At 64.8% G+C, this 19,391-nt stretch carries 23 protein-coding genes; 11 read left to right on the top strand and 12 right to left on the bottom strand.

Translation table 11 applies throughout. The annotated features are described in order from the left end of the window. Positions 1-413 precede the first annotated feature (413 nt). From cas2 (MIN45_RS06895) to MIN45_RS06855, 9 genes are read right to left on the bottom strand one after another with little or no spacing between them, the layout of a single operon-like run. The gene (gene cas2, locus MIN45_RS06895) at positions 414-740 is read right to left on the bottom strand and encodes a CRISPR-associated endonuclease Cas2 (protein WP_286291179.1); all 327 of its coding nucleotides are present in this window, start codon (positions 738-740) and stop codon (positions 414-416) included. Beyond that, positions 737-1,492, bottom strand: a complete 756-nt coding sequence (locus tag MIN45_RS06890) for a CRISPR-associated endonuclease Cas1 (protein WP_286291177.1) — start codon at positions 1,490-1,492, stop codon at positions 737-739. Before MIN45_RS06890 ends, cas2 (MIN45_RS06895) begins: the two co-directional genes overlap by 4 nt. Beyond that, entirely contained in the window at positions 1,492-2,406 is a 915-nt protein-coding gene (gene cas1, locus MIN45_RS06885) for a CRISPR-associated endonuclease Cas1 (protein ID WP_286291176.1), read from the bottom strand. Before cas1 ends, MIN45_RS06890 begins: the two co-directional genes overlap by 1 nt. A gap of 58 nt (positions 2,407-2,464) precedes the next feature. Continuing rightward, positions 2,465-3,415, bottom strand: coding sequence for a CRISPR system precrRNA processing endoribonuclease RAMP protein Cas6 (gene cas6 / locus MIN45_RS06880; RefSeq protein ID WP_286291175.1), 951 nt, complete (start codon positions 3,413-3,415; stop codon positions 2,465-2,467). Positions 3,416-3,429: 14 nt separating this feature from the next. Next, positions 3,430-3,717: a CRISPR-associated endonuclease Cas2 gene (gene cas2, locus MIN45_RS06875; protein ID WP_286291174.1), complete on the bottom strand. Its 288-nt coding sequence runs from the start codon at positions 3,715-3,717 to the stop codon at positions 3,430-3,432. Continuing rightward, the gene (locus tag MIN45_RS06870; RefSeq protein ID WP_286291173.1) at positions 3,714-4,235 is read right to left on the bottom strand and encodes a hypothetical protein; all 522 of its coding nucleotides are present in this window, start codon (positions 4,233-4,235) and stop codon (positions 3,714-3,716) included. The genes cas2 (MIN45_RS06875) and MIN45_RS06870 overlap by 4 nt, the downstream gene beginning before the upstream one ends. Before the next feature lie 33 nt (positions 4,236-4,268). Then, positions 4,269-4,703: a DUF488 domain-containing protein gene (locus MIN45_RS06865; RefSeq protein ID WP_286291172.1), complete on the bottom strand. Its 435-nt coding sequence runs from the start codon at positions 4,701-4,703 to the stop codon at positions 4,269-4,271. Continuing rightward, positions 4,700-5,290, bottom strand: coding sequence for a DUF488 domain-containing protein (locus MIN45_RS06860; RefSeq protein ID WP_286291171.1), 591 nt, complete (start codon positions 5,288-5,290; stop codon positions 4,700-4,702). Before MIN45_RS06860 ends, MIN45_RS06865 begins: the two co-directional genes overlap by 4 nt. Then, a complete protein-coding gene (locus tag MIN45_RS06855) occupies positions 5,287-5,910 on the bottom strand; it encodes a dual OB domain-containing protein (RefSeq protein WP_286291170.1) in 624 nt (207 codons plus the stop codon). The genes MIN45_RS06860 and MIN45_RS06855 overlap by 4 nt, the downstream gene beginning before the upstream one ends. A gap of 142 nt (positions 5,911-6,052) precedes the next feature. Here MIN45_RS06855 and csm6 point away from each other — a divergent pair, with 142 nt between their 5' ends. Both csm6 and csx16 read left to right on the top strand, forming a co-directional pair. Beyond that, entirely contained in the window at positions 6,053-7,237 is a 1,185-nt protein-coding gene (gene csm6, locus MIN45_RS06850; RefSeq protein ID WP_286291169.1) for a CRISPR-associated ring nuclease Csm6, read from the top strand. Positions 7,238-7,268: 31 nt separating this feature from the next. After that, complete coding sequence (gene csx16, locus MIN45_RS06845; RefSeq protein WP_286291168.1) at positions 7,269-7,595, top strand: CRISPR-associated protein Csx16; 327 nt, start codon at positions 7,269-7,271, stop codon at positions 7,593-7,595. Positions 7,596-7,636: 41 nt separating this feature from the next. On the opposite strand, the gene MIN45_RS06840 is transcribed toward csx16, so the two are convergent. Together MIN45_RS06840 and MIN45_RS06835 are read right to left on the bottom strand one after the other, a co-directional pair. After that, positions 7,637-8,032, bottom strand: coding sequence for a type II toxin-antitoxin system VapC family toxin (locus MIN45_RS06840; RefSeq protein WP_286291167.1), 396 nt, complete (start codon positions 8,030-8,032; stop codon positions 7,637-7,639). Next, positions 8,029-8,322, bottom strand: coding sequence for a type II toxin-antitoxin system Phd/YefM family antitoxin (locus tag MIN45_RS06835; protein ID WP_286291166.1), 294 nt, complete (start codon positions 8,320-8,322; stop codon positions 8,029-8,031). The genes MIN45_RS06840 and MIN45_RS06835 overlap by 4 nt, the downstream gene beginning before the upstream one ends. Before the next feature lie 114 nt (positions 8,323-8,436). Here MIN45_RS06835 and cas10 point away from each other — a divergent pair, with 114 nt between their 5' ends. The 7 genes from cas10 to MIN45_RS06800 all read left to right on the top strand — a co-directional run bounded on the left by cas10 (position 8,437) and on the right by MIN45_RS06800 (position 15,912). Then, the gene (gene cas10 / locus MIN45_RS06830) at positions 8,437-11,082 is read left to right on the top strand and encodes a type III-A CRISPR-associated protein Cas10/Csm1 (protein ID WP_286291165.1); all 2,646 of its coding nucleotides are present in this window, start codon (positions 8,437-8,439) and stop codon (positions 11,080-11,082) included. Between the two features lie 11 nt (positions 11,083-11,093). Continuing rightward, entirely contained in the window at positions 11,094-11,528 is a 435-nt protein-coding gene (gene csm2, locus MIN45_RS06825) for a type III-A CRISPR-associated protein Csm2 (RefSeq protein ID WP_286291164.1), read from the top strand. A gap of 381 nt (positions 11,529-11,909) precedes the next feature. Further along, a complete protein-coding gene (gene csm3, locus MIN45_RS06820) occupies positions 11,910-12,626 on the top strand; it encodes a type III-A CRISPR-associated RAMP protein Csm3 (protein ID WP_286291163.1) in 717 nt (238 codons plus the stop codon). A gap of 11 nt (positions 12,627-12,637) precedes the next feature. Continuing rightward, positions 12,638-12,871, top strand: a complete 234-nt coding sequence (locus tag MIN45_RS06815; RefSeq protein ID WP_286291162.1) for a DUF2281 domain-containing protein — start codon at positions 12,638-12,640, stop codon at positions 12,869-12,871. After that, positions 12,868-13,260 carry a type II toxin-antitoxin system VapC family toxin gene (locus MIN45_RS06810; protein WP_286291160.1) on the top strand — a complete coding sequence of 131 codons (393 nt, stop codon included), beginning with the start codon at positions 12,868-12,870 and terminating at the stop codon, positions 13,258-13,260. Before MIN45_RS06815 ends, MIN45_RS06810 begins: the two co-directional genes overlap by 4 nt. Positions 13,261-13,372: 112 nt before the next feature. Then, positions 13,373-14,260: a type III-A CRISPR-associated RAMP protein Csm4 gene (gene csm4, locus MIN45_RS06805; RefSeq protein ID WP_286291158.1), complete on the top strand. Its 888-nt coding sequence runs from the start codon at positions 13,373-13,375 to the stop codon at positions 14,258-14,260. Next, on the top strand, positions 14,257-15,912 hold the full coding sequence (locus MIN45_RS06800; RefSeq protein WP_286291157.1) for an RAMP superfamily CRISPR-associated protein: 1,656 nt from the start codon (positions 14,257-14,259) through the stop codon (positions 15,910-15,912). The genes csm4 and MIN45_RS06800 overlap by 4 nt, the downstream gene beginning before the upstream one ends. A gap of 12 nt (positions 15,913-15,924) precedes the next feature. On the opposite strand, the gene MIN45_RS06795 is transcribed toward MIN45_RS06800, so the two are convergent. Next, positions 15,925-16,494, bottom strand: a complete 570-nt coding sequence (locus MIN45_RS06795; protein ID WP_286294139.1) for a Uma2 family endonuclease — start codon at positions 16,492-16,494, stop codon at positions 15,925-15,927. 57 nt (positions 16,495-16,551) lie between these two features. Here MIN45_RS06795 and csx2 point away from each other — a divergent pair, with 57 nt between their 5' ends. After that, a complete protein-coding gene (csx2, locus tag MIN45_RS06790; RefSeq protein ID WP_286291156.1) occupies positions 16,552-17,706 on the top strand; it encodes a TIGR02221 family CRISPR-associated protein in 1,155 nt (384 codons plus the stop codon). 410 nt (positions 17,707-18,116) lie between these two features. Next, positions 18,117-19,142, top strand: coding sequence for an IS481 family transposase (locus tag MIN45_RS06785; RefSeq protein ID WP_286291155.1), 1,026 nt, complete (start codon positions 18,117-18,119; stop codon positions 19,140-19,142). The last annotated feature ends 249 nt before the right edge of the window (positions 19,143-19,391 follow it).

Here is a 19,391-nt window from a genome sequence, read left to right as displayed (position 1 = left end):
GGCGATAGCGCATTGGCTGCGTGAAAAGTGACACCACCGTGTCGTCTTAATCCCTTTTCAAACAGGTCGCTTTCTAGACTATGGTCGCCGCATCGGAACCTTTTTCGGGTTTGAGTCTTAATCCCTTTTCAAACAGGTCGCTTTCTAGACACCCGGGGGCGCTTGAGGAACTTGCTGGTGCTGGGTCTTAATCCCTTTTCAAACAGGTCGCTTTCTAGACGAATGAGCTGATAACGTTTGCCGAAGAACTGAAGTCTTAATCCCTTTTCAAACAGGTCGCTTTCTAGACTGCACCCTCCTTTTTTCCTCAATGAAATCAAATCGTTACAGAGCCAGTTCGAGAGAATCATTCTCATTTGGGTCGAGCAATGGTTATATGCCGATAACTACTGGTAATGAGGACACTCCCTCGCTCATTGGTCAAATTTAGCCCCATTCAGCGGTGTTGGCAAGTCCAGGCCGGGCAGCAGGATGCCGTCCGGCCACAGAGGCTTGCCCCACCATTGCCAATCGGGACGGCGGGGCAGCGGATAGATGCGCACGTCGTCGTGGCGGGGATCGATCATTTCCAGCAGGGCGGCGGCGAGCCGCTGGCGTCCCGGGGCGTCGAGGAAAAGCAGGAACACCGAATACTGCAACGGCAGCCCCAATTTCTTCAGATAGCGGTGGACCCGCTGCAGGCGGCGGGGATCGGCGATATCGTAGCAAACCAGATGGGGGTGCTTGGCGTGCAGGCTCATGAAATCGGGCCCTCCTGTTCCAGCCAGCGCCACAGCTGGCCGACGAGTTGACGCATTCGGGTGTCGAGGAGGTCGGCGTGGCGCTGATAGGCGGCCACCCGGCGACGGGGCGTGTCGGCGTCCGCCAGCCGCCCGTTCAGGGCCAGGCGCCACAATTCCCATTCCAGAACGCCGCCCAGATAGGCGGCCAGCCCGGCCCAACCGGGGCCGGCTTCCAGCAGGGACGGGTCGATACGGTAGCTGGTGAGCACCTCGACCAGCTGGGCCAGCAACAGCGGCTTGAGCGGCGTGACCGGTTCGGGGGTGTCGTGGCGCTGCCGCCACCCTTGACGCAGATACCGGCGCACGGTGCGGATGCGCAGGTCCGGGGGATCGAGCCGGTGGCGACGCAGCAGCTTCAGCAGGCGGCAGCGGCTCTGGCTGCGGAACCAGTCCACCAGCCGCGCCGGGCCTTCGGGGCTGGCGACGACCCCTTCGAGCAATTCGTTCAGAGGGCTGTAGTGGGGCCAGGCGCTGATGCAGAGGCCGACGGCCCGCCCCTCCGAGTCGAGGAAGGTGACGGGCACGCCGGTCTGGAGGCATTGCAGCAGGGCGGCGGTGCTCCATTGAATCCGGCCGCGGCTGACGATGCGCGCCAGGCGGGCGAGCGGCAGGAAGCGGTCCGCTTCGTGGCGGCTGTGAATGCGCAGGGCCGGGCCTTCGAGGGTGACCCGGACGACGCCGGGACTGTTGAGATAGACGGGTTGCAGCATCACAGCCTCTCCAGACGCTGGATCAGGTGGCGGATTTGACGGCGCAGGCTGCGCTCGACCGGCGGCATGCCTTTTTCGAAAGCGCCGAAGAAGCGCTGGCGGCCGGCCTTGCCGAGGCGGACGCTGTCCCCCTGGCGGGAGAAATGACCAGCTTCCAGCCAGCGCTGCCCGAACCACCCGGCCACCCACCGTTCGATGCAGGGGCGCCAGGGTTCGATCAGGTCGCAGGCGAGGGATTCGCGCCCCCAGGCCGGTTCGTGGTAGAAGCCGATCATCGGGTCCAGGCCGGCGCTCCATGCGGCCTGGACGGCGCGGCTGTGCAGCAAGGCATACCCCAGGGACAGGCAGGCGTTGACCGGATCGGGCGGCGGGCGGCGGCGCCGGCCGTCGAAGCCCAGGTGGTCCGGAAACAGGCGCCGGTAGGCGGCGAAGAACGCCCGTCCCGCGCTGCCTTCCAGACCGCGCAGGCCGGCCGGGTCGGCCATCCCGTCCAGGCGCGTCAGGATCCCTTGCAAGCGCCGGCGGGCGGCATCGCAGGAGGGGCAGGACGACGAGGCCAGCCAGCGCAGCTGGCGCTGCAGTTTGGCCCGCACCAGGGCGCGGGCGATTTCGAGCCGGAAGGCGGTGTCCTGAGCGGCGCGGTACTGCGCCAGGCGCAGCCCGGCGTCGGGCTGGTGACCGCCCAGCACCAGGGCGCGGCGGCGGCAGCGGTGGGGATCGAGCAGGACCACGGCGATGCCGGCTTCCGCCAGCCGGTTCAGGGTGCCGCTGTCGAGCTCGCTTTTGGCGGTGATGACCAGGCGGCGCAGCAGGCGGGCCGGTACGGTGCGGCGGCCGGCGGGGGATTCCAGCACCAGACTGCCGCTTTGCAGGCGGATGCGGGTGCCGCTGTGATCCACGTACACGGTGGCCATGAAAGCCCTCCATCGGCTCGGCGATGGAGGAAATCTACCCCAGGCGGGCGGAAAAAACTCAGGCGGCAGGCTTGCCGTCCAGGCGGTAGCGCCCCAGCCCCATGCTGGCCCCTTTGCCGGCGTGGAGCCATTGGCCGGCGGCGAGCCAGGGCCAGAAAGGTTCCAGATCTTCGGCGCGGAAATCGATCCACCCCAGCAGCCCGCCCATCTGCATCCTGGTGCGCTGGCGGGCGGAATAGCGGGTCCAGTCGTACCAGCGCAGATCGCATTCGAGGGGGCGGACCGCGCCGGCCCGCGCCACCAGGGCGCGGAAGTCGGCCTCGAGCGGCCCGTCGCCGTGGAAATGCTGCAACAGCGACAGCCGCCGCAACAGGCTGGCGATCAGGCCGCGGAAGGAGAAGCCGGCGGCGCCCATCAGCCGGCCCTGGTGTTTGATGCGCAGCGGGGTTTCCAGCACCATCCGGCAGCGCTCCGCCGGTGGCGGCGGCAGGACGGGGACGGCGGGCGGCCGGGGGGTGAGCGGTTCTCCCTCGCGGTGGATCGCCCGCCAGCCGGCATCATCGGCCTGCGCCACCGCTTCCAGTTTGAAGCGGCTGCGCGTCTTTCCCACGCCCTGCCGCCCCATCACCCGCCAGGCATGGACGATATAGGGCAACTGGGCGTTGGCGCGGCCGATCAGGGTCAGGTCCACCTGGAACGGCTGGCCCGGCGCGTAACTGCCGCCACCGGTCGCCTCCGGGTGGATGATGAAGGGATGCGGGGCGGCGGGATAATCGGCCAGCAGCGGGGTGTCTTCCGGCGGCGGGGTCTCGAAGATGTCGCTGTAGGCGCACTGGCGCCACAGCAGGCATTGACGGCAGTCGCGCATCCGGGTGACGCAGACGGTGCGCTTGAGGGCGTGGCCGAAGGCTCCGCGCCAGGTGGAACCGGCATAGTGCGGCAGGCGGATCGGGTCGAGGGCGCGGCAGTGGAAGCGGTACCGGACCAGCGGGATGCGGGGCGATTGCATGGCGGCCTCCGTCGTCAGCCGATGTAGAACCACTCGGGATCGGCGGGCGGCACGGCCCGGCCCAGGGCGGTCACCGTCTGGCGGGGATCCAGCCGCAGGATCAGAAGACGGTCGCGGGCCTCGTCGAGCACCTGGCTCAGATCGGCGATCAGATGGCCTTTCTCCGCCGCCGTCACCCAGCATTCGTGCACCGACTTCTGGCCCCCGGTGGCGTAACGGCGGGTGATATGGAGCGCGGCGCGCAGGCGTTTGGCGTCGCTGACGTCGTAGGCGGCCAGATGCAGACGGCGGTGGATTTTCACGGCATCATCCTCAGGGGACCGAAGTTTCGGTAGGCGCCGCCCTGGTAATGATAGAGCAACAACGGCGCGGCGTTGGCGAATTCCGCTCCCACCAGGGCGGCGGCGAAGGCGGGACCGGCGTGGAAATAGTGGACCCGGTCGGCCCCGCTGGCCAGGATGCGCCTGGCGGTGCAGCGTATTTCGTCCTGCAGGGCGGGAACCTCCGCCGGCGTCAGCGCCTTTTCGCGGCTGATGACGAAGACCCGCTCTTCGGGGATGTCCTTGAGGGCGTCGCTGTGGGCGCGAAAGTGCTCCACCTGGGTGCGGATCTCCTTTCCCGGCAGCAGATCCAGCACCAGGATCGCCGGGCGCCGGCCCGGCTGACGGCGCACCTCGTCGAACCAGCGCTTCCGGCGGCGGCGTTCGCCGAAGACGACCTCGTACCAGGTCCAGAACACCGGCAGGGTGGCGATCAGCCCCAGCACCACGCCGACAGGATCGAGCCAGGTCACGACGAAATCGGCGAAAACGGACCACATGCGCTTGCTGCCTCTCCAGAAAAGGTGGAACGGTCAAAGGTGAACGATTTCCAGGCCGGACCAGTGCCGTTGCAGGTATTCCGCCACCAGCCGCCGGTGGCAGTGCTGCGGGGTGGGCTCGCTGCAGAGCAGGCAGGCCGATTCGAACAGCGCCGGGGCGAAACGCGACTCCACCTGCCGCTCCCGCAGCAGGGCCAGAAAGCGGCGCTCATACTCGGCCCAAGCGCCGCCGTGCTTCTTGTAGGCGTCCAGAATGGCGCGGGTCGGGGCCAGCTCCGGCAGATGGCGGTAGTCGATGCCGGCCAGGGCGCGGAGAAAGAACGGCAGATCGCGCTGCTTGGCGAAACCGGCCAGCTGGGAGCCGGGATTGAGGCGGATGTCGAGCAGGCGCTTGACGCCGGCCTGCTGCAACCGGCCGAAGAATGCCTCGGCGCTTTTTTGGGTGAAACCGATGGTGAACACTTTCACGGGCGGCCTCCTGTGGGTTTCCGGTAGGCGGCTTCCTCCGCCCGGCGGCGGTAGGCGAGCATGAGCCGCTGCGCGCGCGGCTCCCCGAACAGATCGTCGGCCAGACCCAAAAGGGACAGCAGCCGCTCTTCCGTCTGCCGATGCGGTTCCAGCCCGCCGTCGGCCAGAATGTGCCCCACCTCGACGCCCGCCTCCTGCAGCCGGGGGGCGATCAGCAGGCCGCGGTGGCAGTCCAGCGGGTCGCGTTCGGCGCACAGCAGGGCGATCCGGTAGGCCGCCATCCCCTGGCGCAGGCGGTCGATGCCGCTACGGAAAGGCTCACTGGCGGCGAGTTTCCCGTAATCCACCCGGCCGGTTTCGTCGTAATGGTCCGGATCAGCGCTACGGCCGCCCAGTTCCCTGCCCAGAAAGACGTAGGCGATGCCCTGTTCCTGCAGCCAGCCCTTCAACGCCTTCCGGCTGTAATGGGGGAAGCGCCGGCTGTAGGGCTGGGAGCGCACATCGGCGACCGCAGTGACGCCATGGCGGCGCAACAACGTCAACAGGGCGTCCGGTTCGTGGCTGGAGTGGCCGATCGTGTAAATCATCGGTAACGTCGTTCCCATAGGATGGCAGCGATGAGTTTATAACAATAACCCTTGAAGTCCTCCCCCAAACTGATGCAGAGGATTACGTTCTGCAAAGGCCGCCCGCACAGATAGCGGACATGGCAGCACCGCCAGCGGCGGTCCGTGACGCAAAGATCGTAGTCCATGCCCTGGTAGCGGAATTGGCCGCGCAGTTTGCCTTCGTCGGTGACGGTCAGATCCAGCCGGTCCACGGCGATCAGACGCAGGGACTCGGAGGCGGTTCCGGCAGGCACCCGGTCATTCAGGCCACAGCTGCTGTGATGGCCGGACTGCCACAAAGGCGCCGGAGGATCGAGAAAATCCGTCAACCCGGACCAGGGCAGGTGGCCTAACATACGCCAATGGCCTTCTCCGAGCAGGTAATTTTCCCGTTGATGCCCAAGAGGAACCCGGCCGGCCAAAGGCATTTCGACGACGGCGCCGGGCTGAAGCGCCCGCCGTGGCAGCGCCCCGCCGCCGGCGTCAGCGACCGGACGGACCCACTGGCCGGGCCGGCTTCCGTCCCAGATTTTCCCGGCGATGCAGGAACCTTGGTGCTTGTAGGAATTGGCCAGACAGACGATCGAAACGCGCAACATAACGCCCCCGTTGCAGTGAGAACGGAGGGCATTTTGGAAAAGCGGGCGCCATTTGTCAGAAGCGGCAGGCTTGCCGGCGTTGTCAGACCGGCCCCGCATCCTTTACGCTAGCCGGCGAAGCGATTTCAGCCGGAGGCCCGCCTTGCCCGACCCGAACCGTCCCGAAACCTATCCCCGCCGCATTCTGCTGGCGGTCACGGGCCTGTCCCCCCAGGTGGTCACCGAGACCCTGTATGCCCTGGCGGTCCGCCGCCGGCCTGCCTTCGTGCCCACGGAAATCGTGGTCGTCACCACCAGCGCCGGGGCCGAGTACGTCCGCCTCGACCTGCTCTCCGAGGAGCCCGGCTGGTTCCACCGCCTGCGGCGGGACTACGACCTGCCGGACATCGCCTTCGACGGCGGCCGGATCCGCGTCATTCCCGGCCCCGACGGCCGGCCCCTGGAGGACATCCGCACCCCCGCCGACAACGAAAGCGCCGCCGATTTTCTCGCCAACACGGTCAGGGAACTGAGCGCCGATCCCGATGCCGCCCTCCACGTCTCCATCGCCGGCGGCCGCAAGACCCTGGGCTATTACGCCGGTTACGCCCTATCCCTGTTCGGCCGTCCCCAGGACCGGCTCAGCCACGTGCTGGTGTCGCCGCCGTTCGAGTCCCACCCCCAGTTCTTCTATCCCACCCCCTGCCAGCGCATCGTCCATTCCCTCGACAAGCGGCAGATCCCCCTGGACTGCAAGCAGGCCGAGGTGACCCTGGCGGAGATTCCCTTCGTCAGCCTGCGCCACGGCTTCGATGAGCGGCTGCTGCACGGGGAAGTCCGCTTTTGCGAGGCGGTGACGGCCGCCCGCAGGGCGCTGGCGCCGCCCCGGCTGGTCATCGACCTGGCCGGCCAACGCATTCAGGCTGCCGGCCGGATCGTTCCTCTGCGCCCGGCGGACCTGGCATTGCTGAGCGTTTTCGCCCGCCGCGCCCTGGCCGAAGAATCCCCGCTGCAGGCGCCGCCCAAGGGCGTGCCCGATCCCGAATGGGGCCGGCTTTTCCTGGCGGAATACCGGCTGATCCGCGGGGGCGAGCTGGAAGACCGGGAAAGCACCGAAAGGGCGCTGGCAAACGGCATGGACGGGGACTACTTTTCCCAGCGCAAGGCCAAGCTGCACCGGGCCTTGAGAAAGGCCCTGGGACCGGCGGCCGGGCCCTATCTCATCCACGACGGCGGCGCCCGCCCCCGCCGTTACCGCCTCAGGCTGCCGCCTGAGGCCATCTGTTACCAGACCCTGGACGGCAAGCCTGCCACCGCTGACAGGCCGCCGCCGGCAGGCCACCATTGACTCCATCACCATCATCCAAGGAAAGCCGGTCATGCGCGAAACCCAGCCAAACTGCCGCACCACCTTTTTCGTCTCCCGCCATCCGGGGGCGGTGGAATGGGCCCGGCGGCAGGGGCTTCGGATCGACCGCCAGGTGGATCATCTGGATGTGGAAGAGATCCAGCCGGGCGACACCGTCATCGGCACCCTGCCGGTCCATCTGGCCGCCCAAGTGTGCCGCCGCGGGGCGAGGTATCTACACTTGTCATTGGAGATTCCCCCCGAGGCCCGGGGGCGGGAGCTGAGCGCCGAGGAGCTGGACAAATATGGGGCCAGGCTGGAGGAATATGAGATTCGCAAAATCCAAGGAACGGCGTAAGGTTGCAACCGTTTCGAGCGGGGCAGGTGGCGATGTCCGGGTTACTCCCAGACGGTTTTGATCGGATAGCGGCGGATGTGATCGTCCGGCGTGACGATGGCCAGGCCATGTTCGATGGCCTGACAGATGAGCAGGCGGTCGAAGGGATCTTTGTGTACGAATGGCAGGGTTTCCACGTGCGCCACGCTGGTTTCATCAAGCAACAGAGGCCTGATGTCATGGGCATCACGTTGTTCAACCAAGTGACGCCAGGCTGGACCCGGCGCCCGAATTTCCAGCCGCCCTGCGGCATATTTCGCAGTGGCCTCCCACAACGAAATAGTGCTGAGAAACAGCGTATTGTCTGGGTCGATAAGCAGCTTGCGTATCGCGGGACGAATCTTGGGTTCGTCCCAGATCATCCAGAGAAAGGTGCAGGTATCGAGCAACAAATTCACGGTTTCTCCGGCTTCCAGGCAGGATTGAGCGGGTCGCCGGGCAGCATCTTTTCACCGGTGAACAGGGCCAGGTCTTCGTCGTCCAGCGGGTCATTGAAATCCTCGGGCACATGGCCCATGCCTCTGGCCAGACCAAAGGGACGGCACTTCTTCGGCTGCTCGGGCGCCACCGCCACCAACCGCGCCACCGGCCTGTTGCGCCGGGCGATGACGATTTCCTCGCCCCGCTCCACGGCGGCAAGATATTCGGACAGATGCGCCTTGGCCTCGTGCACGTTGACGATTTTCATTGACAATGACCTCCTAATTGACCAACCGAGGGGATACTAGACCATGTTTCAAAGCAAGGCAATGATGTTTCTCAACGCCGTCAGCCCCAGGCATGGGGGCGAAGGACTGGCGCCATGAAAACCAAGCTGGAACCAAGCTGCCGGGTGGCCTTTGCCGCCTACGTCCACGACCTGGGCAAACTGGCCGAGCGGGCGCGGATCGGGGAGGCCGAGGCCAAAGACGCCGAGGGAAACTCGGTAGCCGATCGCAACAAGCAGCAGTACTGCCCGGGCTGGAACGGGCGCTGGTCCCACGTCCACGCCGCCTATACGGCCATCGCCCTGGATTTGATCGAGGACGATCTGCCACCGCTCAAAGGGCGCGACGTCTCTCCCTTCGCCGCCTGGGGGGAAAGGAACGTGGACGATTCCCTCATCAACGCCGCGGCGATGCATCACAAACCGCAAACCTTCCTGCAATGGATCGTCGCCACCGCCGACCGGGTGGCCTCCGGTTTCGAACGGGAGGAATTCGACCGTTACAACCAGGCCGAGGAAGGCGCCAGCACCGGCCGCGACCACTACACCGCCCGCCTTCTGACCCTGTTCGAGCAGATCCGCCTGGACGGCGAGGCCCCTCGGAACCGGGCCGATTTCCGCTGGCGTTATCCCCTCGAGCCCCTGAGCGTCGCGGCCCTGTTCCCCCAGCCGGCGGACGCCTGCGAAGGCAACGACCGCCAGGCCGCCCAGGCGGAATACCGCCGCCTGTGGGACGGCTTCCGCCGGGCCCTGAAGGAGATTCCGGCCAGCCACCGAGACGACTGGGCCCTGTGGCTGGACCATTTCGATTCCCTGTGGGCCGCCTTCGCCCATGCCGTTCCCGCCGCCACCGCCGGCAAGGTGCGCCCGGAGGTGTCCCTCTACGACCATTCCCGCACCGCCTCGGCCCTGGCCACGGCGCTGTGGCGCTGGCACGACGACCGCGGCGACGACCCGAAGGCCGCAGCGGAAGCGATGCGCACCCGCAGCGACTGGGACGAGAACAAGTTCCTGCTGGTGCTCGGCGATTTCTACGGCATCCAGGACTTCATCTTCACCAGCGGCGGCGAAACCCAGCGCCAGGCGGCCAAATTGCTGCGGGGGCGTTCCTTCTACGTTTCCCTGCTGTGCGAATGCGCCGCCTTAAGGATTCTCGAAGAATTGGGCCTGCCGCCCACCAGTCAGGTGATAAACGCCGCCGGCAAATTCCTCATCGTCGCCCCCAACACCGAGGCGGTGCGCCGGCGGCTGGCGGCCATCCAGCGGCAATTCGACCGCTGGTTCCTGGAGCGGACCTACGCCGCCTCCGGCATCGGCATCGCCTGGCAGGCGGCCTGCTGCAACGATTTCCTCCACCGCCGCGGCGAGACGGAGCGCCCGTTCGCAAGGCTCTTAAAGCGCCTGTTCGATCGCCTGGAGGACAAAAAGTCCCAGCGTCTGAACCTGTGCGCCCCGCAGGCGCCGGAAGCGGTGTTCAAGGGTTTTCTTGATGCCTTCGACAACGAAAAGGGCGTCTGCGCCATCGACGGCCGCTCGCCGGCCAGCGAAAAGCTGGAAGGCGCCGAAAACCGGTACATCAGCCCCCTGGCCGCCGACCAGATCGATACCGGCAAATGGCTGGCCCACCACGACCGCCTGCTGGTGACGACCCGCGCCATCGATCACCATACCCTGCGGCTCGACTTGTTCGGTTACCACATCAGCTTCACCGGTCCCGAGGAGGCCAGCGGCAGGTTCGGCCCCCTGGTGAGGGAGGGGGCGCTGCGGCGGGCCTGGGATTTCAGCCTGCCGCAGGGCAAACGGACACCGCTGTTTTCCGGTTACGCCCGCCGTTTCATCAACGCCTATGTCCCCCTGCTCGGCGATTTGAACCAGTACGACCGTGACCGCTACCGGGACATCGAGCTCCCTGGAGACTGGGACCCCAGGGCCCCCAAGACCTTTGAGCACCTGGCCCGCGACGACCTGCGCCCGGAAGGCGACGGCTGGGTCGGCACCGAGGCGCTGACGGTGCTCAAGGGGGACGTGGACAATCTGGGACTGATCTTCCAGAAGGGCCTGGAACAGCCGAGCTTTGCCAAATGGGCCAGCCTGTCGCGGCAGATGAACGCCTTTTTCGCCGTATGGCTGCCCTGGTACTGCCGGGAACACTATCGAGACACCTACACCGTATTCGCCGGCGGCGACGACTTTTTCCTCATCGGCCCGTGGTACAGCACCATCCGCCTGGCCCGCGACATGCGCGACCGCTTCCATCGTTACGTGGCGAAAAATCCCGGGCTGCATTTTTCCGCCGGGCTGTCCATGACCAAACCCGGCCAGCCGGTGCGGCAACTGGGAAAGACGGCCGAAGACGCCCTGGAAGACGCCAAGGCCCTTCCGGGAAAGAACGCCGTCACCCTGTTCCACCAGAGCGTCTCCTGGGACGAGTTCGAACAGCTGTGGCAGGTCAAGGAAGGGATCGAACACTGCGATCTCGACCTCAGCACCGCCTATCTGTACCGCCTCCAGGAACTGGCTCACCTGGCTGGAAACGTGCACGAGCGGCCCGAGAACGCCATCTGGAAATCCTGGTTCAGCTACCGCACCTTCAGGATGCTGGAGCGGATGCGCGGGTTGAGTGACCAGGAACGCCGCCGCCGGATGGCCGAGCTTTGGAAAGTCCTGGGAGAGCCCATCGAGCGCTTCGGCAGCCGCTTCGTCATTCCCCTGTTCATCCATCTGTATCAGCAGCGTCACTGAGGAGCCATGCCATGAACCATCAACAACGAAAATCCTCGCACCGCAGGGAGGACCGCACCTTGGGATTCACCGTCCAATTCCGCACCGAAGACGGCAAAATCCACCCGGAGCTGTTTGACAAGACCGCCCATAAAGCCGCCGAAACCGTGGCTGACTGTAAAAAGGAAGTGAACAAGTCCACCCAGCTGCGCCGCTTCTATGACGAGCTGGTGATGTGGGAGGAGAAGACGACCCAGAACCGGGACAAGTTCGAAGATTACCTGCCCTTTATCCGCATGCTCAAAGCCAAGGCCGCCTACGCCCAGGGGCGCAAGCTGGTGGACGGTCGCTTCGTCGATCTGCTTGACCAGACCATCGACTTCGTCCGGACCGCCGACGACCTGCGCATCGCCAAACTGTTTCTCGAAGCCTTCCTGGGCTTCTACAAGCTGGAGAAAGGAGACTGACGTCAACCACCCCTCCCTGAAGGGAGGGGCTTGCGGGGAAACCTGCAAGCCCGGGGTTGAACAGGGAAAGCGGTAACCAACCCGCTACGTTGCAGGTAAGGCCAAAAGACCCACCCTGGGATGCTTCCTCAGTCCCAGGCTCTGGAAGTCCCGGTTGCAGACAAGGGCCGGGTACCCACGAAATGGATCGGGACAGACGGCCGGCTTGCAACATTCCCGAAGGGAGACACCCTGAAATGGGTGCGTTACCAGGCCCGTAAGGGCAGAGCCGCAAGGCCCGGCCGGGTGAAAAGCCCGGCACCTGTTTCGTGTTTAACAACTTGAAGGAGGCCGCGCTTTCCTCCTTCGCCTTTCGGCGGGGGAAACCTGCGCGGGAAATAGATGAAGCTCGACAAAATCGCCAATCTCGAAGGCACCATCGAATTGGTCACCGGCCTGCACATCGGCTCCGGCAACGCCGAGATGCACATCGGCGGCACCGACAGCCCGGTGATCAAGAACCCGGTCACCGGTCAGCCCTACATTCCCGGCTCCAGCCTCAAGGGCAAGATGCGCAGTCTGATGGAATGGCACGCCGGGGTGGTGGCAGTGGCCCGGGGCAAGCCGCTCGGAATCCAGCATCTCGACCAGCTCGATGGCAACCGCGAGGCCGGCCTGACCATTCTCAAGCTGTTCGGCTATGCACCTACCGGCGGCGGCATGGACCGCGACATGGAGGCGCTGGTCACCGAAATCGGCCCCACCCGCCTGTCGTTCTGGGACTGCGGGCTCGATCCGGCCTGGGTCGAGGAGATGCAGGAAAAGAACCTGCTTTTGACCGAAACCAAGATGGAGAACATGATCGACCGTATCCGCGGCGTGGCCGAACATCCCCGCAACACCGAGCGGGTGCCGGCCGGGGCCCGGTTCAATTTCCGCCTCACCCTCAAGGTGATCGACGGCGAGGACCTTTTGCCGCCGGTGCTGCGCGGCCTCAAGCTGGTGGAGCTTTCGGGGCTGGGCGGGTCGGTCTCGCGCGGTTACGGCAAGATCGCCTTCAGGGATCTGCATCTGGACGGCCAACCGATCCAGGACCGCTTGAACGACATCCAGCTGTGAGGAAACAAATCATGAGGGAACTGGAGAAAATCATCGAACTGATCGCTCAATTGCCTCCCGACAAGCAAGAGGAGGTGGCCGACTTCGTGGAATTTTTGAGTAAAAAACAGGCGCACCGGCCACCGCCTTCCACCCCCTTGGTCAATGAAGCGCTCTTTGGTCTCTGGAAGGCGCGCGAAGACATGAAGGACAGTGTGGAATACGTCCGGCGACTGCGCGAAAAGGAATGGGGACCTGAAACGTGAACGACCGCATTCTGCTGGATACCGATGTGCTGATCGAATTTTCCCGCGGGAATGAGGCGGTTGCTGAACAATTGGCTGCCTGGGAGAAAAACGATCTTGTAATGGTCAGCGACATCACCTGGATGGAAATGATGGTCGGCGCACGCAACAAGCAGGACTTGCAAGCCATCGAGCATTGTCTGCGGCGATTTTATCGATTGCCCGTTACTGAACCCGTTTCCACGAAGGCCGTTGACCTGATCCGGCAATACCGATTGAGTCACGGCCTGTTGATCGCGGACGCATTGATCGCCGCCACTGCGTTGATTCATCAGGCGATGCTTGCTACCCGAAACCGGCGTGATTTTCATTATATTGCTGGGTTGACTCTAGCGAGGGTCGCTGCATGAACACCATCAAACTCACCCTCACCCCCCTGTCCCCCTTCGGCACCCCCCTCAAGGGCGACACCCTCTTCGGGCAATTGTGCTGGGCGGTGCGGAACCGTTTCGGTCAGGCGCGGTGACCGAGCTGCTCGAAGGTTATACCGAAGGCCGTCCCTTCGCAGTGGTTTCCGACGCCTTCCCCGCCGGCTTCCTGCCCCGGCCGGCACTTCCCCTGCACCATTTCGGCGAGGTGGACGCCGCCGAGCGCAAGCAGGTCAAAAAAAACCGCTGGATCGCCGGCGCGGATTTCGGGCGGCCCGTCGCCGACTGGCTTGCCCTGGCCAAAAGCGACCGGGAACTGGTGGAGCACTTCGCCGCGGAGGCTTGCCGGCGCCGGACGACCAGGTCACCCGCTGACGGCGGCTCGGATCTCATCGCCACCCGCGCCCAGCCCCACAACACCATCCACCGCCTGACCGGCACCACCGCCAGCGGGGAATTCGCCCCCTACGCCATGACCCAGTACTGGCACTGCCGGGGGATGAAGCTGGCGGTCTATCTGGCCCACGATCCTGGCCGTATCGCGGTGGACGATCTCACGACGCTGCTGCGGGACATCGGCCAGACCGGTTTCGGCCGCGACGCCAGCATCGGCCTGGGAAAATTCGAGGTGGATGCCGTGGACGGCAGCCCCTGGCCGGCCCAGGAACATGCCAACGCCTGGCTCACCCTGGCCCCCTGCGCGCCTCAGGGGTTGGAATGGAACCCATCCGGCTGCTGGTATCAGCCATTCACCCGCTTCGGCCGCCACGGCGATGCGGCCGTCCACAGCGGCCGCCCGTTCAAGACCCCGGTGCTTTTGGCCGACACCGGCGCCGTCCTCACCCCGCTCCATTTCGATTCCGGAAGGTGCTTCACCGGCCGGGGACTGGGCGGCGACGGCGGCCTGTCCAAGGCCATCCCGCAAACCGTCCACCAGGGCTACGCCCCGGTGCTGGCCATTCGTTTGGAGAGACAAGCATGAGTGGACTGCCGCGCACCCGAACCCTGTGGATCACCCCCCTGTCGCCGGTGCACATGGGCACCGGCGAGGATTACGTACCCACCAACTACGTCATCGAGGACGAGGCGCTGTTCGAGTTCGATGTCGAAGCGCTGACCAACCTCCCGGAGGCGGACCGCCGGGCGCTTGACCGCATCCTGAACGGCAAACCGGAAACGCGGATGATCAGGCAGGTCCAAGCTTTCTTCCACGAGCGCCGCGAAAGGCTCATTCCCCATGCCGTCAATCTGGTCAGGACCTGCCGGGGGGTCGCCGCCCTCTACCGGGCCCGGGTGGGCAAGGCCGCCAACGTGGAGGCCAGCGGCAAGGAAGCAATCAATCAACTGGCCATCGAACGGGCCGCCTACAACCCGGGAGACCGCCGCCTGCTGCTGCCGGGCAGTGGCCTCAAGGGGGCGATCCGCACCGCGCTGTTGGATCAGATCAACCAGGGCCGCCCTTTGCCACCCGATCTGAAAGGGGACCGGCGCGCCAATCAGAAACTCCAGGAACGGCTGTTCGGCTATAGCATGCGCGAACTCCACAAGGATCCCATGCGCCTGGTCCAGGTGAGCGACGCCCGCTGGTGCGGGCCGGAATCCCTCAACAGCGCCGAGATCCTGTTCGCCGTCAACCGCAAGAAGCAGCCGGTGACCCGAAACGGCAAAGAAGTCCGCTCCCAAGCCAAACAGGGTAATTTGCCCTTGCTCCTCGAATGCGCCGCACCTTTGCGCCTGCGCGCCTTCCGAAGCAGCCTGGCGGTGAGCGACGTCCATGCCGCAGACGACCACCCCGCCCTGCCGAAGCTACGCTTCGATTTCGAGGCCATCGCCGCCGCCTGCAACGCTTTTTATCGCCCGATCTTCGATCGCGAACTCGAACGACTCCAGGCCCGTAGCTTTCTGGACGCCTCCTGGCACCAGACCGTCCAAACTCTGCTGGACGACCCCGGCCTCCAAAAGCGCCTGGAGGAAAACTGCGCCTTCCTGCTGCGGGTGGGTCGCCACAGCGGCGCCGAATCGGTGACGTTGAACGGGGTGCGCAATATCAAAATCATGCAGGGCAAGGGACAACCGCCTGCCCGGGAACCGGAAGCCAGGACCTGGTGGCTTGCGGCCCGTGAGAAAGACGACCGGCATGGCCTGATGCCCTTCGGCTGGCTGCTGGTGGAAATGGGCCAGGCGCCGGACTGGCCCACGGCCGAATCCCTGACCGAAGCGATCCATCGGGAACAGGCCGCCTGGCTGGAAAAAGTTTTGGATCGCCGGCGGCGACTGGCCGGACAACTGGAAGCGATACGCCAGAAGGAGCAGGAAAGGGCCCGGGCCGAGGCAGAACGCCGCCGCCGCGAGGAGGAACAGGCCCGCAGGCTGGCCGCCATGAGCGAGGAGGAACGCCGGATCGAGGCGGTGCGCGCCCTGCTGGAACGCGACCGTCAGGCGAACTGCAAGGAACCCGGCGGGGAGCTCAACGAACAGCGCCTGAAACTCCTGGAGGCGGCGTTGCAATGGGAGGACGCGGAACTCCGCCGCCAGGCCGCCGATCTGCTGGAGGAAACCGCCCGTTTTCTGCCGTGGGCGAAGAAACGAAAGAAGGCGATTAGGGAAAAGCTGTCGGCATTGCGCCAGGCGTGATCAGCAATGCGTTCAGCCCCAAAGACTCCCCAGCGAAAACGCCACCGCCTCGAAGGGCGGCTGGCGCACCTCGGCATCGCCTTCCAGGATGGCCAGCAGCAGCCAGCCGGGCCGTTGGTGCGCCGTGTCGAGCACGTACACCTCCAGGGTTTGCAGGTCCGGGTCCACCAGCCACAGATGCGCCACGCCCTCCCGGGCGTACAGCGGCATCTTCACCGCCCGGTCCAGCCGCGCCGTCGAGGGCGACAGAATCTCGCACACCCAGTCCGGCGCCAGCTCGAACCAGGCAGTCCGGGGCAACTCCGGCAGCCGCTCCCGCCGCCACCCGGCCAGATCCGGCACCAGAACATCTTCTCCCAAATGCAGTTCCGGTTCATCCAGAATCCACCAGCCGCCGGGACCGTTTGGATCAAAGTCGAACGGGCCGCCGACATGATGGCCCAAGGCGGAATAAGCCCTGGCATGTCTGGGCGCCGGACGGGGATGGGTGTGCAGCACGCCGTGAATGATCTCTCCCACCCGGTTTTCCGGCAGGTCGAACAGATCCTCGTAGCGGGCAGGCTTGTGGGCAGGTTCGGCCATGGACATCCGCGCCATGCTTTAATTTCCCGATAGTTTAACAAAACCGGAAACCGTGCCATGATCACGCTGATCACCTTCCTCGGCTGGGTTCCCAAAGGGGAAAACGGCTACCGCACCACCGTCTATGAGTTTCCGGATGGCAGCCGCACCGGGTCGGTGGCCTTCTTCGGCTGGCCGTTGCAGGAGCGTTTGCAGGCCGAGCGGCTGGTCATCCTCGGCACCGCCGGCAGCATGTGGGATCACCTGTTCGAGGGGGATCTCGATCTGGGAAATGAAGCGGAGGCCACCCGCCTGAAGCTGGTCGAAGCGGTGGAAGGCAAGGCGGTCGGGGAAGATCACCTGCGGCCCCTGGCGCCGCTGCTGGCCGCAAAGCTGGGCTGCGACGTTCGCCTGGCGCTGATTCCCGAAGCGCGTGACGAACCGGGACAAGTCGCGCTGCTGCGCACCCTTGCCGGCCAGGTGCGCCGCGGCGACACGGTGCATCTGGACGTGACCCACGGTTTCCGCCACCTGCCGATGCTGGCCCTGCTCGCCGCCCTGCACCTGCGCCTGGTCAAGGACGCCGACATCGGCGGCATCTGGTACGGCAGTTTCGATCCCGACAGCGGCAAGGCTCAAGTGCTGGAACTGTCCGGCCTGCTGCACCTGGCGGATTGGCTCCAGGCCCTGGCCGTTTACGACCGGAACGGCGACTACGGCGTCTTCGCCCCGTTGCTGGGGGAAAGCGGCAAAGCGCTGCGCCAGGCGGCCTTTTACGAACGCACCACCAATCCGGTCAAGGCCCGGGAAAAGCTGGCCGGCTGGAAAGACCGCATCGACGGGAACCCGGCCTATGACCTGTTCCGCGACGATCTGCACCACCGCATCGGCTGGTGGAAACAGGGCCGCCGCCCCCAGTGGGAGGCCGAACTGGCGCGCCGCTACCTGACCCACGGTGACTGGCTGCGTGCCGCCATCTATGGCCTGGAGGCGGTCAAATCCCTGAGGATTGCAGCGGAAGGCGGCAATCTGAACGACTACGGCGACCGCACCCGGGCCGCCGAGGCCCTGCGTGCCGAATCGGAAGCGTTCCGTCTGTTGACCCAGCTACGCAACGCCATGGCCCACGGCGTCCGCAGCCGCAACGCCAAGGTCCTGGACTACCTCACCGACGCGCAGCGTCTCAGCGGCGCCCTGCAACGCCTGTTCGATGATTTGCTTCCAGAGCCATGATTTTCGTGCTATACATAACCGAAATGGTGGAAAGGGACGACTATATAACCGATATTGCATCCCTTATAACCATTGCTCGGCCCAAATGAGAATGATTCTCTCGAAGTGGCTCTGTAACGATTTGATTTCATTGAAGAAAAAAGGAGGGTGCAGTCTAGAAAGCGACCTGTTTGAAAAGGGATTAAGACGGGACCCGGATTCTGATTGTACTTGTCTGCGGTGGTCTAGAAAGCGACCTGTTTGAAAAGGGATTAAGACAAGGCCCGGACTGAAGCTACCTGTTGGGTCCCGTGTGATCATATTCCCAAGAGGAGCTATCCTTTGTTCCGTGCTTGGGATGTTCTGAGCGAGCTGATGGCAGAGTCCCAGGCCGGAAAGACGACTCAAGCTTGATGGACGAGGAGGAAGTCATGGTCATCCGTCTCCACAAGAAAGCCCGCACCACGCCCGAGATCCGCCGGGAGATCCAGAACTCCAAGCTGCCGGCCACGGTTCTGGCCAGGAAATACGGGGTTCATCGTCATACCATCCGCAAGTGGCGCCAGCGCGATTCGGTCGAGGACGCCTCGCACCGGCCCCATCGCATCCATGCCACCCTGACCCCGCAGCAGGAAGCGATCGTCGTCTGTCTGCGCGAAACCCTGCTGTTGCCCCTGGATGACCTGCTGGCGGTCGTTCATCGCTTCATCTATCCCGAGATGTCCCGCTCGGCTCTGGACCGGCTGCTGCGCCGCCATGGGGTTTCCAACCTCAAAGAACTGATCGCCGCCAAGGAAGGAGAGAACGCCCCTTCCAAGGGCAAGAAGAAGGGCTTCAAGGACTACGAGCCCGGGTTTGTCCACATCGACATCAAGTACCTGCCTAAGATGCCCGACGAGAGCCGGGGCCGTTACCTCTTCGTCGCCATCGATCGGGCCACCCGCTGGGTCTACCTGGAAATCCATCCCACCAAGGAAGCCAGGGTCGCCGCCGCCTTCCTCGAGCGCCTGATCGCCAAGGCCCCCTTCACAATCACCAAGGTCCTGACCGATAACGGCAAAGAGTTTACCGACCGCTTCTGTGCCACCGGGGAGCGCGAACCGACCGGCCGACACCTTTTCGACCAGGTCTGCCAATGCCATGGCATCGAGCACCGCCTCATCCCGCCCAAACACCCCCAGACCAACGGCATGGTAGAACGCTTCAACGGTCGGATCGCCGAAATCCTCAAAACCACTCGCTTCCAAAGCAGCCAGGATCTGGATCGGGCCCTGATGCAGTATGCCAGCGTCTACAACCATCAGATCCCCCAGAAGGCCCTGGGACACATCTCACCAGTACAGGCCCTCAAAGACTGGCAGAAGAAGCGGCCGGAGCTCTTCAAAAAACGTGTATATAATCTCACGGGGCTTGACAGCTACCAAAGACTCGCGGAGTCTAGAAAGCGACCTGTTTGAAAAGGGATTAAGACCTGGCGGCGATGTGGGCCAGTCGTAGGCCCGATAAGCGCAGCGCATCGGGCGATAAAAGATTGCCGGATGCGGTTACCGGGTGCCGGCGCATCCTTCGGGGCTTTTCGGAGGCGGAGCGGGTCGTCCGGAGAAGCTGGGACAGCCAAAGCCGAGGCTTCCATCCTGTACAGGGATGGCAGAGAGGCTGCGGTGGTTCTCATCAGCCCCCCCACCTTTGCCCAGCCGTCTTATCCT

Origin of the sequence: Methylomarinovum tepidoasis (genome assembly GCF_030294985.1) — a bacterium.
Taxonomy (GTDB): Bacteria; Pseudomonadota; Gammaproteobacteria; order Methylococcales; family Methylothermaceae; genus Methylohalobius; species Methylohalobius tepidoasis.
Note: the sequence above shows the minus strand (reverse complement) of the source record. Positions and strands in the feature narration are given on the sequence as shown.